At 59.9% G+C, this 18,298-nt stretch carries 15 protein-coding genes; 3 read left to right on the forward strand and 12 right to left on the reverse strand.

Going from position 1 to position 18,298, the window contains the following annotated elements; all coding sequences use genetic code 11:
- Positions 1 to 64: 64 nt before the first annotated feature.
- The 12 genes from fliD to SC318_RS18680 all read right to left on the reverse strand — a co-directional run bounded on the left by fliD (position 65) and on the right by SC318_RS18680 (position 15,541).
- Positions 65 to 1,456: a flagellar filament capping protein FliD gene (gene fliD / locus SC318_RS18625; RefSeq protein ID WP_320431260.1), complete on the reverse strand. Its 1,392-nt coding sequence runs from the start codon at positions 1,454 to 1,456 to the stop codon at positions 65 to 67.
- Between the two features lie 79 nt (positions 1,457 to 1,535).
- Positions 1,536 to 1,886: a flagellar protein FlaG gene (locus SC318_RS18630; RefSeq protein WP_320427981.1), complete on the reverse strand. Its 351-nt coding sequence runs from the start codon at positions 1,884 to 1,886 to the stop codon at positions 1,536 to 1,538.
- A 75-nt stretch (positions 1,887 to 1,961) separates the two neighbouring features.
- Complete coding sequence (locus SC318_RS18635; protein WP_320427982.1) at positions 1,962 to 3,383, reverse strand: flagellin N-terminal helical domain-containing protein; 1,422 nt, start codon at positions 3,381 to 3,383, stop codon at positions 1,962 to 1,964.
- 309 nt (positions 3,384 to 3,692) lie between these two features.
- On the reverse strand, positions 3,693 to 4,622 hold the full coding sequence (locus SC318_RS18640; protein ID WP_306494007.1) for a ketoacyl-ACP synthase III: 930 nt from the start codon (positions 4,620 to 4,622) through the stop codon (positions 3,693 to 3,695).
- A 279-nt stretch (positions 4,623 to 4,901) separates the two neighbouring features.
- Positions 4,902 to 6,503: a flagellar hook-associated protein 3 gene (locus SC318_RS18645; protein WP_320427983.1), complete on the reverse strand. Its 1,602-nt coding sequence runs from the start codon at positions 6,501 to 6,503 to the stop codon at positions 4,902 to 4,904.
- A gap of 14 nt (positions 6,504 to 6,517) precedes the next feature.
- Complete coding sequence (gene flgK, locus SC318_RS18650) at positions 6,518 to 8,563, reverse strand: flagellar hook-associated protein FlgK (RefSeq protein ID WP_320427984.1); 2,046 nt, start codon at positions 8,561 to 8,563, stop codon at positions 6,518 to 6,520.
- Positions 8,564 to 8,573: 10 nt separating this feature from the next.
- Entirely contained in the window at positions 8,574 to 9,839 is a 1,266-nt protein-coding gene (gene flgJ, locus SC318_RS18655; RefSeq protein WP_320427985.1) for a flagellar assembly peptidoglycan hydrolase FlgJ, read from the reverse strand.
- Between the two features lie 4 nt (positions 9,840 to 9,843).
- On the reverse strand, positions 9,844 to 10,932 hold the full coding sequence (locus SC318_RS18660) for a flagellar basal body P-ring protein FlgI (protein ID WP_320431261.1): 1,089 nt from the start codon (positions 10,930 to 10,932) through the stop codon (positions 9,844 to 9,846).
- Between the two features lie 27 nt (positions 10,933 to 10,959).
- The gene (gene flgH / locus SC318_RS18665) at positions 10,960 to 11,655 is read right to left on the reverse strand and encodes a flagellar basal body L-ring protein FlgH (RefSeq protein ID WP_320427986.1); all 696 of its coding nucleotides are present in this window, start codon (positions 11,653 to 11,655) and stop codon (positions 10,960 to 10,962) included.
- 52 nt (positions 11,656 to 11,707) lie between these two features.
- Positions 11,708 to 12,493 carry a flagellar basal-body rod protein FlgG gene (gene flgG, locus SC318_RS18670; protein WP_057721328.1) on the reverse strand — a complete coding sequence of 262 codons (786 nt, stop codon included), beginning with the start codon at positions 12,491 to 12,493 and terminating at the stop codon, positions 11,708 to 11,710.
- 70 nt (positions 12,494 to 12,563) lie between these two features.
- Positions 12,564 to 13,304, reverse strand: coding sequence for a flagellar basal-body rod protein FlgF (locus SC318_RS18675; protein WP_306494011.1), 741 nt, complete (start codon positions 13,302 to 13,304; stop codon positions 12,564 to 12,566).
- A gap of 674 nt (positions 13,305 to 13,978) precedes the next feature.
- A complete protein-coding gene (locus tag SC318_RS18680; RefSeq protein ID WP_320427987.1) occupies positions 13,979 to 15,541 on the reverse strand; it encodes a sigma-54-dependent transcriptional regulator in 1,563 nt (520 codons plus the stop codon).
- Positions 15,542 to 15,798: 257 nt separating this feature from the next.
- Here SC318_RS18680 and phhA point away from each other — a divergent pair, with 257 nt between their 5' ends.
- The 3 genes from phhA to SC318_RS18695 all read left to right on the forward strand — a co-directional run bounded on the left by phhA (position 15,799) and on the right by SC318_RS18695 (position 18,249).
- Entirely contained in the window at positions 15,799 to 16,602 is an 804-nt protein-coding gene (gene phhA, locus SC318_RS18685; RefSeq protein ID WP_320427988.1) for a phenylalanine 4-monooxygenase, read from the forward strand.
- 97 nt (positions 16,603 to 16,699) lie between these two features.
- The gene (locus tag SC318_RS18690) at positions 16,700 to 17,056 is read left to right on the forward strand and encodes a 4a-hydroxytetrahydrobiopterin dehydratase (RefSeq protein ID WP_213547755.1); all 357 of its coding nucleotides are present in this window, start codon (positions 16,700 to 16,702) and stop codon (positions 17,054 to 17,056) included.
- The gene (locus tag SC318_RS18695; protein WP_320427989.1) at positions 17,056 to 18,249 is read left to right on the forward strand and encodes an amino acid aminotransferase; all 1,194 of its coding nucleotides are present in this window, start codon (positions 17,056 to 17,058) and stop codon (positions 18,247 to 18,249) included. The genes SC318_RS18690 and SC318_RS18695 overlap by 1 nt, the downstream gene beginning before the upstream one ends.
- Positions 18,250 to 18,298: the final 49 nt, after the last annotated feature.

Raw genomic sequence — 18,298 nt, forward strand, 5'->3', positions numbered from 1 at the left:
CCCGTTTTCAATGCTCAAAAAAAAGCCCGGGTGTAGTACCCGGGCTTTTTGCATGGAGGCTCAATCAAGTACTTTTCTGATTGTTCAGAGCGTTGAGCGTACCCAATATGTTATTACTCTGCTGCCGCAATTGTGCAACAAGCGTATCCATCGCTGCGTACTTATTGGTCAGCGTGGTCTGGTAGGCGTCGATACGTTGGTCGAGTGCGGATTGTTGCTTGGCCAAGTCTTTGAGGCTGTCAGACAGCGAGGTAGAGCGAGTCGCTAGCAGGCCAGTGGTCGGCTTGGCATAGGCTTCCGTCGCCGAGGTCAAACGCGCCAGCAGGCCGTTCTTGCCATTGAAAATGCTGCTTATATCTGCAGCGTTGGTTTTCATGGCATTGTCCCATTGCTTGTCGTCGATCGACAGCATCCCCGTGGTCTGGTCGGTTTCAACACCGAATTGGGCCAGGGATTTCAAGGTACCGCTGCCGGACATTGTGTTGAACTCGTTACGGATCGCCGATTGCAGCGTGCGCATGGTCGAGTCGCCGGTCAGGGTCGCCGCCACCGGGTCGCCCGCCGCGTTCTTGGTTACCGCTGTTTCAGCGGTCATCGCCTTGAGCAAAGCGTTGTAGGTATCGACAAAACCCTTAACGCCGGATTTGAGTGCGCTGGTACTGGTGCTGACGGAGATGGTCAGGGCGCTACGGACATTTGGATCCGACTTGTCGACCAAGGGAGACACCGTCAGCAACTTGATGCTGACACCGCTCACCGCATCGGTGATGTTGTTGGTCTTCGACTCAGCGGCAATCCCGTCAATGGTGTACTTGGCATTTTGAGGCGGGTTGACCACGCTGTAACCCGTGTCAACGCCCGAGTTGCCGGACAGGGTCAAGTCCGTACCCACACCGCTATTGGTGGAGGTCAGTATCAACCGCGAACCGTTAGAATCCGTCAGAATATTGGCACTGATGCCGGCGGTTCCAAACTGCGAGTTGATAGACTCTCGCACCTGCTGCAGGGTTGCACCGGGCGCTACGCTCACATCAAAGTTCTTGCCTGACTGCGAAATAGTCAGCGTAGTGGCGGTGTCAGTCTTGTTGACCACGGTAGATGCGCCACCCGCAAAATTGGCGGTGGTCAGTTTCGAAGGTTGGGCCAGCTGCGATACCACCAGCGAGAACGAGCCGTTTGAAGCACCCGCCCCTGCAGTCATGGTGGCAACTTTTTCATCCGAAGAAGTACCGACCAAGCCACTGAAGCTGTTATCGGTCCCCATGGTCTTGAGTGCACCACGAAACGCATCCAACGCCGCTTGAATCTTTCCGATGGACGACAGTTGAGTGGTCGCTTTCTGCGATTGAGTGTTGATCTGAAGCTGTTTCGGTGCTTTTTCAGCATTTACCAGCGACGTAATGATCCCGCTGGTATCGATACCAGAACCAACACCACTAACCGTTGTACTCGCCATCATCTTGCTCCTAATTCGGGAGTTACCGCTTTCTTGACAAACAACTATCACGAACCGCAGCAACAAGTTTCATGCCAGGTCAGACCTTTTCGTCAAAGAGCACATGGCTGGCATTCGCCAGGTTTTGCGCCAACTTTAACGCTGTCTCCGACGGAATCTGGCGAATTACCTCACCCGTGTCGGTGGCAATGACCTTGACCACAACACGGTGAGTCGAATCATCAATCGAAAAGTCCAGTTTACGCTGGGCCGATTGTACGAATTCTCGAATATCAGTAACCGCTTTTTCAAGATCAGCCCGTTCAGGCGCACCAGCGACTGGTGCAACAGCCTCGACGCTGGTTTTATCCTTGTTCGCAAAGGTAGCAGCGGGCACGCCTTGAGGTGCGACCGGTGGATAAGACGAGGCCAGCTTTACATTCATGTCCATGTCCAATCTCCTCTAAAACCTAAACGACGAAAGGGCACGTAAACGCACCCTTCCGTCAGTTACCAATCGCGGTTATTACTGAAGCAGCTTCAGTACAGCAGATGGCAGTTGGTTAGCCTGCGACAGAATCGCGGTGGCTGCCGATTGCAGGGTTTGCTGTTTGGTCAACTCGGCTGTTTCAGCAGCGAAGTCGGTATCTTGTACAGTCGAACGTGCTGCAGTGGAGTTCTTCTGAATGTTGGTCAAGTTGTCTACAGTAGTGGTCAGACGGTTCTGAACAGCACCCAGACCCGAACGTACGCTGTCGATACCACCGATAGCCTTGTCGATGACCGCTACAGCTGCCTGTGCATTGAAGGCACTGGTCACGTCGGTTTGCGCGATGGTAGTTTTGGTCGACGCTGCGGCAGTGCCGGTAGCGGCGAACAGACCGGTCACACCGGCACCATTCAATGCATAGCCTTTGGACGAGTCCAGGTTGACGGAACCAGTCGCGGTCAAGCCGTTAGCCAGGGCAACGGCAGTGCCGTATGCGCCGGAACCATCTTTGGTTGCGACAGTGATAGCACCGGCTGCAGTCGTTGCACTGAAAGCCAGGTTTTCACCGGAGTCGGATTTAACCGACAGGGTGCCCTTGGATTCGTCGTAGTTGACACTGATGCCGAGCTTGGCTGAGTTGGATTTCAACTGGTCAGCCAGGCTTGCAGTATCTGTTACGCCGGTGAAGGTTGTGGTTTGGCCGCCGACGGTCATGCTGAACGAGGCAGGAGTGGTCTTGGCAGCAGCGCCGACTACGAACTGAGCTTCGGTGCTGGCGGTAGCCGACAGGCCGCCTACAGCGCCGTTCAGTTGGCTGGCGATGGTTTTGGCCGAAGAACCTGCAGCTACGGTTACGCTGGCGGTCTGGCCGTTACCGGTGATGCCAACTACGCCGCCTGCGACACCAGAAGCGCTCGGTGCAATACCAACGCTTTTGATCTGTTGCGAACCGATGTTATTGGCGGCAACGTTGTCCAGGCTCAAGTTGATGGTTTCGTTAGCGTTGGCGCCAACCTGAATGGCTTTGGTACCGTACGAACCGTCAAGCAACTTCTGGCCACCGAAAGTAGTGGTCTGCGAGATACGGGTCAGTTCCGACGTCAGTGCCTGGTATTCTTCGTTGTTCGAAGTACGGTCAGCGTCGCTCAGGGAGCCGGTAGCCGAGGACAGAGCCAGGGTACGCATCTTTTGCAGAATGTCGGTCGAAGCCTGCATTGCGCCTTCAGCGGTTTGCGCGATGGAGATACCATCGTTGGCGTTCTTTACAGCTTGGCCCAGGCCGTTGATTTGGCTGGTCAGACGGTTGGAGATCTGCAGGCCCGAAGCGTTGTCTTTAGCACTGTTGATGCTCAGGCCAGTGGACAGGCGCTGCATGGAGGTTTGCAGCGAGTTAGCCGCTTTGCCAAGGCCGTTCTGGGTAGTGATCGAAGCAATGTTGGTGTTTACTGTTAAAGCCATGACGAAATCCTCGTTGGATGGATACTGCGGCTTCCGGCCCTGGCAACCGCCGGGTGTGGCCTGAGAACCTACGTAATAGTTATCGTCGTGGTAGCCGGTTGCTTGAGGGTTTTTTTGATTTTTTTTACTAGCCCTGTGCCAGCCCTTGCATTTCAACGGGTTGCGCTGGTGCAACCCCGCCGTTTTACGGGGGGGAGCCACCGCTTGAGGGGCTGCTGCGCAGCCCAGCGGGAGCAAGCTCCCTCGCCACAAATGAAAAACGCCGGTGATCTTTCGATCATCGGCGTTTTTTATGCGGCCACTAAAGCATCACGGGCGATAGAGAATCGCCGAGCCCCAGGACAGGCCCACACCGAAGCCACTGATCGCCACGCGCTTCCAGGTGGCGTCCATCACATGCTTTTCCAGCAGCAACGGAATGCTCGATGACACGGTGTTGCCGGTCTCGACCATGTCCTTGATGAATTTGTCCACCGGCGCCTCTTCAAAACGTCGCGCCACAGCGTCGACAATCGCCGCACTGCCCTGGTGAATGCAGAACGCGTCGATGTCATCGGCCTTAAGGTCCGACTCATCGAGCAGCTCGTGCAAATGCGCCGGCACCTTGAGCAAGGCGAAGTTGAACACCTGACGACCGTTCATGAAGAACACGCCATCACTGACCTTCAGGTGCGGTGCGCCGGAACCGTCGGTGCCGAACTTGGATTTGCCCAGCAACCACGGCGCGTCTTCGCCCATCCAGGTGGCCGTGGCGGCGTCGCCAAACAGCATGGTGGTGTTGCGATCTTCCGGGTCGACGATCTTGGAGTACGGGTCGGCGGTGATCAGCAGGCCGTTTTTCAGGCCGGTGGCTTCCATGAAGCCCTTCATGGCGTAGATGCCATACACGTAACCGGAACAGCCCAGGGAAATATCGAACGCGGCCACGTGGGTGGGCAGGCCCAGTTTGTCTTGGACGATGGCTGCGGTGTGGGGCAGCCCTTCTTCATCGCCGTTCTGGGTGACCACGATCACGGCGTCGATGGACTCGCGCTTCAAGTCCGGGTTGTTGGCAAACAACGCGTTGACCGCCTCGACACACAGGTCGGAGGTTTCCTGCGCGGCTTCCTTGCGCGGCAGGAACGCCGAACCGATCTTGCCGATGATGAATTCTTCATCCTTGGCGAATTTGGCACCCTGGGCGTAGTTATCGATACCGTCCGCCGGCACGTAACTGGCGATGCTTTTTATGCCAATCATTGTGGCTTCCCAATACTAAATAGCTGGAGAACACCCCAGGGCCTGCGCCCGAAGTGCTGACAATAAAGGGGATAACCCCATAAAGATTTCGCTGAAAGCCGCGCAATAACAACGGCAACGCGACTTATCCTTTTCACACGATACAGTGAAGATGCGCTTTATGACTCACAGGTCACTCAATTTTCAATGGATCCGCGCAAAATCTGCAAACAAATCAGCCGCAAAAACGACAACGGCCCACCCCGTTTCCGGGATGAGCCGCTGGTCTACCGCCAGAATTTACATTTTATTGAACAGGCTCAACTGGGAGATTTTCACAAAGGCCAGTTGTGAGGCCTGCAACATGGTCTGCTGCAGCGTCAGGTTGATCGCCGCCTCGCCCATGTCGATATTGGCCAGGTCGCTCATGGTGCTGGTGTTGGCGATACCTACACTGGTGTTTTCGCTGGATTGAATATCCAGCGCGTTTTCCCGTGCGCCGATGGAACCGCGCACATTGTTGATCTGGGTACTCGAATTGGCGAGATTGCTGATAGACGCATCCAGCACGTCCTTGAGCTTGATCGTCGCGGCGGGATTACCGTCCGCCGGCAGTTCCAGGGCCTTGCGCAATTGGCCGAGGGTGTCCAGTGCGTTCTGGGTTTTCTGGGTGTTGGCCCCTACGGAAAACTGATCACCCGGCTGCGGTGGCCCGGCGCTGACATCAAAGGTCACGCCAGCAGCCGTTACCGTGGTACCGCCGCCAGTATCACCAGTGGCAATAGCCTTGCTATCGTTCGTATACGGCTGGGCGTATACCTCATAGGCGGTCGCACTGCTGAACTTGATCAGCGCCCCACTATTGGTGGGAAACGTGCTGGCGTAGTCCGCCTGGCTGGATACGCGAGCGCCAGTCAACTGCGCAGTGGACGTATTGCTCGGCGTACGCGAGACGCTGAAAGTATCCGGCTTGGCTTCAAGGTTGAAGGACCGATCCTTGACCAGCACGTCGGAGTTGGCGCCCGGGGAGACATCCCCCAGATTGAGGGTGATGTCAAACTTCACCCCGCGCAATGCCACGCTGGAACTGCCTTCCTTGGTGGAGTCGAAGGTGCCGCTGCCCGGTATCTCCGAGGTCACGTCATTGCCGTTCTTATCGGCCACTTTGTATTGGGTGCTGCTGGTAAACGTCAGCTTGTACGGCTGGCCATCAGCAAACTTGTTCGAATAATCGGAGCTCGACGTCACCAGCCCGGCCGACAAGGCAACTTTGTTGTCGTTGACCGTTGGCGGCACCGTCTGCGGCACTGGCGCTTGCCATACGGCCTGTGTACGGCTGGAATTGGCTGCGCCTTCCAGGATGGTTTTACCAGTATCACCGGCACTGACCGTCAGCGTGTTGGAAACCTGCAGGCTCAGCGGAGTTTCGTCGCCCTGATAGCTGTAGGTGCCGTCATTGTTGCGCGCATACGGCGGCGTCTGGGTCTTGGAGCCGGAAAACAGGTAATTGCCGGAGGAGTCCTTGCTGTTAAGCAGGCCCAGCACCTGATCTTCAATGGCACCGACTTCGCTGGCAATCGACCGACGGTCCGCGTCACTTATCGAGCCACCCGCACGCAGGGCCAATTGAGTGGCGCGCTGCATGGCGTCGCTGATCGCGCTCAGCACGCTTTCCTCATTGGTGAGCGAGTTCTTCAAACTGGTTATATTGCCGTTGAACTGCCCTAGCATGTCTTTCTGCTGCTGCAGCAACAACAACCGCGCCGCCGCCACCGGATCATCCGCCGCGGTCTGTACCCGCACACCGGAACTGGCCTGATCCTGCGCCTTGACCACGCTGGAGTAGTTATCCGAATACTTGACGGAACTGGTTTCGAAATATTGAGCGGTAGAAATACGCATCGTCCCAGGCTCCCTTAAAGACTATTGATCAGCGTGCTGAAGGTTTCTTGCGCAGCCTTGATGATCTGCGACGACGCGGTGTAGTACTGCTGGAACTTGATCATGTTGCCCGCCTCTTCATCCAGATTGACCTGGGACACCGAGTTGCGCGCATCCTGGTTGGCCTTGAGCAAGGCACCGGTGGCCGTGGTGTCGGTATTGGCCGAAGCGGCCTTGGCGCCCACGGTCGAGACCAGGCGGCTGTTGGCAGTCACCAGGCTCACCCCGCCACCACTGCCGTCGGACAGGCCGACCGTGGCCTTGGTCTGCAGGTCGAGCAGGGCCAGGGCATTACGGTTATCCGATTTGCCCGAGGCATTGAAGGAAAACGTGGTGCTGTCACCGTCAGCTGGCGAACCGCCGACTGTGGTATCGAACTTGAAGCTCTTGGCCGGAACCAGCACTGCGCCGTTGGCGTCACGCATCGGCACATCGACGGTGATCTTGTTGCCCTGGCCCGGAACGATGGTGCCGGTGCCGATCGGGTTGCCCTGGGCATCGTTGAGCGTGTAGCCCTGGGTGCCGTCAGCCGCGGGCTTGCCGAACACCATCTTGACCGGCATCGAGTGTTCAATCCCGGTACGCAGTTGCGCGGTATTGGCGCCGCCATGGATATCGATCGGCACCGTCAGGGTCGGCGGAGTAAAGGTACCGGTGCCCTGGTTGGTCTTGCTGCCCTCGCCCAGCAATGGCCCGGCGAACGCGATTTTATTGGCGTCGGTCAGCGCCGTGCCGATGTTGGCCGCGCCAGTGGCGGTTGGGCTGACTTTGAAACTGTCGCCTGCGGCGATCGGGCCCTTGCCATCCAGGGCCAGCGTGAAGCCGTCGATCACCGGTGGCGGCGCGGTGTTGGTGTCGAATGCGCCCATGGCCTTGCCATCGGAACGCACGACCGTGTAGTTATTGGCGCTGCTGAAGGTCACTTTGTAGTCGTAGGTCGACAACTTGCTGGTGTCGCTGATGCTTACGTTCAGGTTGCCGGAGCCGGTGCTGTTGCCCATCGCGCCCTGACTGCGCTGGGCAATGGCGGCGGCACTGTTGATGTCCTTGAACAGCGACGAACCGAAGTCACCGTTCAGGTCCAGGCCCTGGCCCAGTTGGCTGTTGACGGTGTCGGCGGTCGCCAGGGCGATTCGCCCCAAATCATTGATGGCCGGCATCAGCGCATCGCTGCGATAACGCAACAGGCCGCCGATGCTGCCGCCACTGAGCACATTGCCCAGGTCGATCGCGGTACCGCCGCCGGCATTGAGCTGAATGGTGTACTGGCTGGGGTCGCTGTTGCTCGGTACCGCCGAAATGGTGTTTGACTGATCCCCCAACACCAGGGATTGACCGGTGCCGGTGCTGACGCTGAACACGCCGTTTTTTTCGCTGGTGGTCACGCCGACCAGCTCATTGAGCGAACGCACCGCTTCGTTACGTGCGTCCAGCAGGTTGGCCGGGGCGCTGCTGCTGGAGCCTTGAGCCAGGGTGATCTGCTTGTTGAGCGAGGCAATCGAGGAGGTCAACTGGTTGACCTGATCGCTCATGGTGCCCAACTGGCCGTTGATCGACTGTTTTTGTTCGTTCAACTGGCTGGAAATCGAGTTGAAACGGTTGCTCAGGGTCTGGGCACCTGTCAGCAGCACTTGCCGGGCCGACACGTCACTGGGGTTGGCCGCCGCAGTCTGCACAGCGGAGAAGAACGCACTGAGTACCGACGACATGCCCGTGGTCTTGTCCGACAGGGTCTTGTCGATGGCGCTGGCCTGGCTGGCATAAGCCTTGGCATCGTTACTCAGCGCCGTGCTGTTCTGGTAAGCGGCATCAAGGAACTCGTTATACACCCGGCGCACGTCCGCCAGGGTCGTGCCGCTGCCGATGTACACACCGCCGTACGGGTTGTTGGCGTTGGCATTCTGCGTGGTCTGCTGACGCGAATAACCCGAGGTGTTGGCGTTGGCGATGTTATTACTCAAGACCGACAACGATCCTTGAGCGGCATTGAGCCCTGACATCCCGATACTGAGCAAACTCATGGTTCAGACCTTATAAATGTGTGGTTGCGCCAGCGGCAGCGTAGTTCTGGTAACTGTTCATGTTTTTTGCGATCTGCGAAATCTTGCTGGCGTAATCCGGGTCGGTGGCGTAACCGGCTTTTTGCAACTCGCGCACAAAGCGTTCCGGGTTGTCGGCTGATTTCACAACTTCTTTATAGCGATCATTGCTTTGCAGCAGGGTCACGAGGTCATGGAAGCTGTCTTGATAGGAGCTGTAGGAGCGGAACTGCGCCGTCTCCTTGACCATCGCGCCGTCGCGAAACTCGCTGGTGATCGCACGCGCCTGGCCGCCCTGCCAGCTCTGGCCGGCCTTGATGCCGAACAGGTTGTGGCTGCTGCTGCCGTCTTCGGCGCGCATTACCGATTTACCCCACCCGGTTTCCAGGGCGGCCTGGGCCACCAGGTACTTCGGATCGATACCAATACGCTCGGCCGCAGCCTTGGCCATCGGCAGCATGGTGGCGACAAATTCATCCTGCGAGCTGAACGCCTTTTTCGCCGGGGCCAGCGGTGGCTGGGCGATGGCACGGCCGTAGACCTGCATGCGCCCGCTCGGCACCGCAACGCTGCGCGCGGTGCTATTGACCACATTGTCGTCGGCGGCACTGTTGCGCAGCGGCGCGCTTTGGGTTTGGGCGGCGACCGGCGTGCTTGGCACAATGCCGGCCAGCAGGCGGTCGGTCAGTTTGCTTGGCAAGGCGATACGGCGCTGGTTCATCAGCTCCATATCGTTGGCATGCGCACTGGCGCCTTCGGGCACCGCCACGCGGTAAGCCCACAACGGGCGCTGGCCATTGGTGCGACCCAGCGGACCTTGCGCCTGGGTGCCGGCGGCAATTTCCGTCGGCACGTCGGCTTTCTTCGCCGGCGCCTCGGCTGCCGGCCCCTGCAAGGTGGCCGCCTGGGCGTCCACCGGTTTGTTCTTCTGCATCTGGCGCATCAGTACGTCGGCCAGGCCGATGCCACCGCCCTCGCGGGACATCGACACCGCCAGTTGCTGATCGTACATTTCCTGATACTGCTTGGCCGCCGGGGTGTTCATCGGGTTGTCCTTGCCCAGCGCTTCGGTGGCCGAACGCATGGACTTGAGCATCTCGCTGAGGAACAACGACTCGAACTCCTGCGCCACTTTGCGCATGTTGCCGTCGCTGTTCTTGTCGGCGCCGACCTTGAGCTGATTAAGCCGATTCAGGTCCGAGTAGGACCCCGAATCCGCCGTGCTGCTGATCCCGCTCTTGCGCATGTCCATGACCATGGCCTCAGATCACAATCAGGTCGGCTTGCAAGGCGCCGGCCTGTTTCAGGGCTTCGAGGATCGCCATCAAGTCGCCGGGGGCCGCACCCACCTGGTTCACCGCGCGGACAATCTCGTCCAGGGTGGTACCGGGGCCGAACTTGAACATTGGCTTGGCTTCTTGCTGGGCATTGACCCGCGAGCGCGGCACGACCGCCGTCTGGCCGTTTGACAGTGGCCCAGGCTGGCTGACAATCGGGTCTTCGGTGATGGTCACCGTCAGGCTGCCGTGGGTCACCGCCGCCGGCGAAACCTTGACGTTCTGGCCGATCACGATGGTGCCGGTGCGCGAATTGATGATGACTTTGGCCACTGCCTGGCCGGGGTCCACTTCCAGGTTTTCCAGGATCGACAGGTAGTCGACGCGCTGGCCCGGGTCCAACGGCGCGGTCACCCGCACCGAACCGCCATCGATGGCCTGGGCCACGCCTGGGCCGAGCATGTCGTTGATTTTGTCGACCACGCGCTTGGCGGTGGTGAAGTCGGAGCGGTTAAGGTTCAGGGTCAGGCTGTTGCCCTGGTTGAAACCGCTCGGCACGGTGCGTTCAACCGTGGCGCCACCGGGAATGCGGCCGGCCGACGGCACGTTGACGGTGATCTTCGAACCGTCACGGCCCTCGGCGTCGAACCCGCCCACCACCAGGTTGCCCTGGGCGATGGCGTAGACGTTGCCGTCGATACCTTTGAGCGGCGTCATCAGCAACGTACCGCCACGCAGGCTCTTGGAGTTACCCATGGACGACACGGTGATGTCCACCACCTGCCCCGGCTTGGCGAACGCCGGCAAATCGGCGCTGATCGACACCGCCGCGACGTTCTTCAACTGCACGTTGCCCGACCCTGGCGGTACCTTGATGCCGAACTGGGACAGCATGTTATTGAAGGTTTGCAGGGTGAACGGGGTCTGGGTGGTCTGGTCACCCGTGCCATTGAGCCCCACCACCAGGCCATAGCCGATCAACTGGTTGGTGCGCACGCCGGAAATGCTGGCGATGTCTTTCAGGCGCTCGGCCTGGGCGACGGCGCTCAGGCACAGCAACAATGCCGCCGCCATCAGCTGCTTGAAGTTCAAAGTGGCCACCTAGAAAGGGAACAGCGGGCTAAGGAAGAAACGGTCAAACCAGCCCGGCTGGCTTGCATCAGCAAACGAACCCGTACCCGAGTAGGTAATCCGCGCATCGGCAATCCGCGTCGACGGCACGGTGTTATCGGTGGAAATGTCATCGGCACGCACCATGCCGGCAATGCGCACCAGCTCGTCGCCGGTGTTGAGGGTCATCCACTTTTCCCCGCGCACGGCGATGATGCCGTTGGGCAGCACGTCGGCCACGGTCACGGTGATCGAGCCGGTCAGGCTGTTGCCCTGCCCTGCCGCACTCTTGCCGTTGGTGGCGCGGTCGCCGCTGTAGCCGGCATTGAGGCTCAGGTCACCATCGCCAAACGGGTTATTGGTGTTCACGCCGCCGCCGAACAGCGACGTCAGGCCGATACCGGTCTTGCTGGTCTTGCCGATCTGCGAGTTGGCGTTCTTGCTGGCCTGGGTCTTCTCGTTCAGGGTGATGGTGATGATGTCACCGACCCGGAACGCCTTGCGGTCGCTGTACAGGTTCTGCTCGAAACCGGCCTGGTAGATCGAGCCATTGTTGGCCGCCGCCGGCAACGGCGTGCGTGGCAACACCGGCGCGTAGTACGGGTCATTGGGCTTCGGCGTCGGGGCGACGCAGCCCGCAAGTACGGCGATCCCACCCAGTGCCAAAACAGAAACAAAGCGATTCATGACCCTTACCTCACGGTGTTGCAGGCGCTTTCAAGGGCGCCCCATAGACTGATTACAGATTCTGCGTTACGAACGAAAGCATCTGGTCGGCGGTGGAGATCACCTTGGAGTTCATCTCGTAGGCGCGTTGAGTGGTGATCATGTTGACCATCTCCTCGACCGTGCTGACGTTGGACGTTTCCAGGGTGCTTTGCAGCGTGGTGCCGAAACCGTTCAGGCCAGGGGTGCCGATTTGCGGCGCGCCACTGGAGGCGGTTTCCAGGAACAGGTTGTTGCCCATGGCCTGCAGGCCGGCCGGGTTGATGAAGTCGGCGGTTTGCAGGTTGCCGATCACTTGCGACGCGGGGTTGCCGGCCACGGTGATCGACACGGTGCCGTCGTTGCCGACGGTGAAGGTCTTGGCGTCTGCCGGAACCACGACAGCCGGCTCCAGGGCGAAACCGTTGGCGGTCACGATCTGGCCGTTGGAATCCAAGTGGAAGGTACCGTCACGGGTGTAGGAGGTGGTCCCATCCGGTTGCAGGATCTGGAAGAAGCCACGGCCGTTGATCGCCATGTCCAGCGGCTGACCGGTCTGCTGCAGGTTACCGGCGCTGAAGTTTTTCTGGGTGCCGACGATCTGCACACCGGTACCCAGTTGCAGGCCCGACGGCAGTTCGCTGTCCTGGGTCGACTGGGCGCCTGGCTGACGCTTGATCTGATAGAGCAAGTCCTGGAACTCGGCGCGATCACGTTTGAAACCCGTGGTCGACACGTTCGCCAGGTTGTTGGAAATGGTCGTCAGGTTGGTGTCCTGGGCGGACAGGCCTGTCTTGGCAACCCATAGAGCCGGAAGCATGCTGTTCTCCTTCGTGTGCCTGTTTGTCGGCACCGTGCTGCGCTGTTTATGTAAAAGCCAACTAAGGCAATTAGCTCATCTGCATGACGCGAGTCATGGCCTGATCGTCTTCTTTAGCGCTGTTCATCATCTTGACGTGCAGCTCGAACTGCTTGGAAAGCGCCAGTACCGCGGTCATTTCCTCCACGGCGTTGACGTTGCTCGCCTGCAGGAAGCCCGAGGTCAGCTTGACGTTCGCGTCGGCCTGGGCCGGCTGGCCATCCTTGGTGTGGATGGTGCCGTCCAAGCCTTTGGTCATGTTCTTGAGGTCGGGCTGGACCATCTTGATGCGGTCCACTTCCGCCATCACCCGCGGGCCTTCGCCCATGGCACGGATGCTGATGGTGCCGTCGGCGCCCACTTCGATCTTCTGCTGGGGCGGCACGGCAATCGGACCGCCGTTGCCCATGATCGGCATACCGTTGCCGGCCCGCAGCACGCCCAGCGCATCCACGTTCATGCTGGCGCTGCGCACGTAGGCTTCGCTGCCGTCCGGGGTTTGCACCGCCATCCAGCCGTCGCCGCTGACGGCCACGTCCAGGTCACGACCGGTTTCGATCATCGCGCCCGGCGTGAAGTCGGTGGCCGGCCGTTCGGTCAGGGCAAAGGCCCGCGCCGGAAAGCTGTCACCGAACACCGGCATCGACCGCGCCTGCTCCAGGTCGCGCTGGAAACCGTTGGTGGAAATGTTCGCCAGATTGTTGGCATGGGCCTTCTGCGCCAGAGCATTCTGGCTGGCGCCGGTCATTGCCACATAAAGGTACTTGTCCACGCTCTATCCTCTTTCTGACGGACGCTTGCCGCCCACCGCTGTACTGAGGAGGCTTAAGCAATTTGCGAACCAACTTTTCAAAAGCGGACGAAGTCCAGGCGGGACGGGGGTTTGCGGGGGCGACCCCAGATTGCGAGCGTGGATGAGAGTCGAAAAAACGGCGGACTACTGCCGCTAACGGCAAGCCTCGGTCTTGTAGGCGACGCAAATCAAATGTGGAAAGGGGGCAAGCTTGATTGATCGTTCCTACGCTCCGCGTGGGAATGCCTCCTGGGACGCTCCGCGTCCGGCCAACCGCTGCGCACTGGCGACGCAGAGCGTCATGGGCTGCATTCCCACGCGGGAGCGTGGGAACGATCAGCCATAGAAGTGACGCAAATCAAATGTGGGAGGGGGCTTGCCCCCGATGGCGGTGGGTCAGTCCATAAGTGTGTGGCTGATACACCGCTATCGGGGGGCAAGCCCTAATGCCAGTCAGTTAACGCGAACACCAAACCTGTGGCGAGGGAGCTTGCTCCCGCTGGACTGCGCAGCAGGCCCATTGTTTGGGGCCGCTTCGCGGCCCGGCGGGAGCAAGCTCCCTCGCCACAGATGCTTCTCGCTTCTGCTGCTTCTTAACTGACTGGCATTGGGGAAAGCCCCCTCCCACAGTTTTGACCAAGTTGCGCCGGTTGTTATTTGGCGGTCTTGAGGATTTCGTAGTCGCGCAGTTTGTTGGCAATGGTGGTGTGGGATACCTCCAGGCGCTTGCCCAATTGCCGACTGCTGGGGTGCTCGGCATACAACGCTTCCAGAACAGCCTTCTCGAACCGCCCGACAATTTCCTCCAGGCCGCCCTCCAACGAGAAATCGCCAAGGGGCTGGCGCACGCCGTAATCCGGCAAGCGAATATGCTCAAGCTTGACCGTCCCGCCTTCGCACAGCGAAACCGCCTGGAACAGCACATTCTCCAACTGCCGCACATTACCCGGCCAGTGATAATGGCTGAGCTTGTCCATCGCGGCCGGCGCCAACTTGGGCAGGGGGCAACCGATCTGCCGGCTGGCCTGGTCGAGGAAGTGCTCGACCAGGGGCGCCAGGCCGTCAAGGCATTCGCGCAGCGGCGGGATGTGCAGCGACAGCACGTTCAAGCGGTGATACAGGTCCTGGCGAAATTCGCCGCGGGCGCAGAGCTCGGACAAATCCACCTGGGTCGCACAGATCACCCGCACGTCGAGGTACACCTCCTCATCGCTGCCCACACGACGAAAGCAGCCGTCCTGCAAAAAGCGCAGCAGTTTTACCTGCAGGCGCGCACTCATTTCCCCAACGCCATCGAGAAACAACGTACCGCCGGCGGTCAGTTCCAGCAGCCCGAGCTTGCCTTCGGCCCGCGCGCCTTCGAACGCGCCGGGGCCGTAGCCAAACAGTTCGGTCTCGGCCATTGACTCAGGCAAGCCCGCGCAGTTGAGCGCCATCAAAGGCGACTGACCACGCGGGCTGGCAAGGTGGCAGGCACGGGCCAGCAGTTCTTTGCCGGTACCGGTTTCGCCTTCTATTAATAGCGGCGCATCCAACGGCGCCATGCGCCGGGCCTCGCGCACCACGGCGGCCATCACCCTGGAACTCTGGAAAATGCTGTCGAAGCCGCGCAGTTCCTGCTTGCGCACGTTGTAGATGCGCTCGCCCACCCGGTCGGCGCGGTGCAGGGTCAGCACCGCGCCGGCCATGGCTTCGCTGTCGTCGTGCTCGGAAGATTGCAGTGGCGCGATGTCCGCCAGGAACACGTCGCCCTTGACCTTGACCCGCAGGCCATTGATCCGCGACTTGCTGGCGCGCACCAGTTCCGGCAAGTCGAAGTCTTCGGCGTAGCGCGACAACGGAATTCCCGGCACTTCGTCCACCCGCACGCCGAGCAGCTGCGCCGCCGCACGGTTGGCCGCAACGATGGAGCCGCCCATGTCGATGGACAGCACGGGAAACTCCAGGGCACCGAGCAGCGCATTGAGTTCCATATGTCGACGCTCGCTGGGCATCAGCCCTACCCTTTTCACGCCAAATACCCCGGCGATCGCCTCGAACTGCGGGCGCAACGCCTGGAACTGCATGTTCACCAGGTTCGGGCAGAACAGGTAGATGGCATTGCCATGCTCACCGCCGACCTCGCCCTTGGCGACGTTCACGCCGTACTCCACCAGCAGGTTGAGGATGTCCCGCAGGATGCCGATGCGGTTCTGGCAATGCACTTTGATACGCATGAAAAGGCTCGAAAAGTGGATAGGCGCCGCGTCTTTTTGCCGCTGGGCGTAGATATTCGTCAAGATTATGTGACAGCCCGTGAGCTTTTCCCAGCCCAATGCAACGCAGCGCGCCCCATCCGTAACGAATAGTTTACGAAATCCGGTAATTTTTCCTACCTAAAGGTCTTCGAGGCCGGTGGAAACCTGCCCTGCACGGGTTATCAATAGAGACATCGCAGGACATAACAAGAACGAATGCCTAGCAGGAGAGCCGTATGAAGCAGACGCACTACGTGGCCCGCGAGCCCGATGCGCAAGGTTTTATTCACTACCCACCGGAAGAACACGCGGTGTGGAACACCCTGATCACGCGCCAGTTGAAAGTGATCGAGGGCCGTGCCTGCCAGGAATACCTGGACGGCATCGACAAGCTTGGCCTGCCGCTGGATCGCATCCCACAGCTGGGCGAGATCAACAAAGTCTTGGCCGAGACCACTGGCTGGCAAGTTGCCCGCGTGCCGGCACTGATTCCCTTCCAGACCTTCTTCGAATTGCTCGCCAGCAAGCAGTTTCCGGTGGCGACCTTTATTCGTACCCGTGAAGAACTGGACTACCTGCAAGAGCCGGATATCTTTCACGAAATCTTCGGTCACTGCCCACTGTTGACCAACCCCTGGTTCGCCGAATTCACCCACACCTACGGCAAGCTCGGCCTGGCGGCCACCAAGGAGCAACGGGTGTACCTGGCGCGCCTGTACTGGATGACCATCGAATTTGGCCTGGTGGACACGCCCGAAGGTCGACGCATCTACGGTGGCGGTATTCTGTCGTCGCCCAAGGAAAGCGTGTATTGCCTGTCGGACGAGCCCGAACACCAGGCCTTCGACCCGCTGGAAGCGATGCGCACCCCCTATCGCATCGACATCCTGCAGCCGTTGTACTTCGTGCTGCCCGAGCTCAAGCGCCTGTTCGATGTGGCACAGGAAGACATCATGGGCATGGTCGAGCGCGGCATGCAGCTGGGCCTGCATGCGCCGCTCTTTACCCCAAAAGCAGCCTCCAAAACCCAAAGCGCGTGAACCTTGCATTTTAACGCCAGGTGAGTCTGTTCCCTGGCCGCGCGTTGCTTTAGGGTGACGCCACTGACCTTCAATCATTCGAATTCAGGACACCTTCATGACCACCTTGAACCAAGCCCATTGCGAAGCCTGCCGCGCCGACGCCCCGCAAGTCAGCGATGAAGAACTGCCGGTGCTGATTAAACAGATCCCGGACTGGAACATCGAAGTCCGCGACGGCGTGATGCAGTTGGAAAAGGTTTTCCTGTTCAAGAATTTCAAGTTCGCCCTGGCCTTCACCAACGCCGTGGGTGAAATCTCCGAAGCCGAAGGCCATCACCCTGGCCTGCTCACCGAATGGGGCAAAGTCACCGTGACCTGGTGGAGCCACTCCATCAAGGGCCTGCACCGCAACGACTTCATCATGGCCGCACGCACCGATGAAGTGGCCAAGAGCGCCGAGGGTCGCAAGTAATGCACTTCGATGCGATTGGCCGCGTGCCCGGCGATCCGATCCTCGGGTTGATGGACCTGTACGCCCAGGATGCCAACCCGAACAAGTTCGACCTGGGTGTGGGCGCCTACAAGGACGACCAGGGCCTGACGCCGATTCCGCACTCGGTCAAGCTAGCCGAGCAGCGTCTGGTCGACAGCCAGACCACCAAGACCTACATCGGCGGTCACGGTGACGCAGCGTTCGGCGCACTGATCAGCCAACTGGTGCTCGGCGCCGATTCGGCCTTGCTCGGCGAGCACCGCGCCGGTGCCACCCAGACGCCGGGCGGCACCGGTGCACTGCGCCTGACAGCCGACTTCATCGCCCACAGCCTGCCCGGCCGTGGCGTGTGGCTGAGCGACCCGACCTGGCCGATCCACGAAACCATTTTCGCCAAAGCCGGGCTCAAGGTCAGTCACTACCCTTACGTGGGCAGCGACAACCGCCTGGATGTGGCGGCGATGCTGGCCACACTGTCCAGCGTGCCCAAGGGCGACGTGGTCCTGCTTCACGCTTGCTGCCACAACCCCACCGGGTTCGACCTGTCGCAGGATGACTGGCGCCAGGTGCTGCAGATCGTGCGCGAGCGCCAATTGCTGCCGCTGATCGACTTTGCCTATCAGGGCTTTGGCGACGGCCTGGAGCAGGATGCCTGGGCGGTACGCCTGTTCGCCGCCGAACTGCCGGAAGTGTTGATCACCAGTTCATGCTCGAAAAACTTCGGTTTGTACCGCGACCGCGTTGGCGCCTTGATCGTGTGCGCGGCGGATGCGCAAAAGCTTGTGGATGTGCGCAGCCAACTGGCCAATATCGCACGCAATTTGTGGTCGACGCCGCCGGACCATGGCGCTGCCGTGGTCGCGACCATCCTGGGCGATGCCGAGCTGAAAAAGCAGTGGAGCGACGAAGTCGAAGCCATGCGTTCGCGCATCGCCCAGTTGCGTGCCGGGCTGGTGGAAGCACTGACGCCCCACGGCCTGGCTGAGCGGTTTGCGCACATCGGGACGCAGCGTGGGATGTTTTCCTATACCGGCTTGAGTGCCGAGCAGGTCAAGCAACTGCGTGAGAAACACAGTGTGTACATGGTCAGTTCGGGACGGGCCAACGTGGCGGGGGTCGATGCCACACGCTTGACGCTGCTTGCCGAGGCCATCGCCGACGTCTGCAACTAAACCGGTACTCAATGTGGGAGGGGGCTTGCCCCCGATAGCGGTGTGTCAG

The sequence above is a fragment of the Pseudomonas sp. MUP55 genome (assembly GCF_034043515.1).
Taxonomy (GTDB): Bacteria; Pseudomonadota; Gammaproteobacteria; order Pseudomonadales; family Pseudomonadaceae; genus Aquipseudomonas.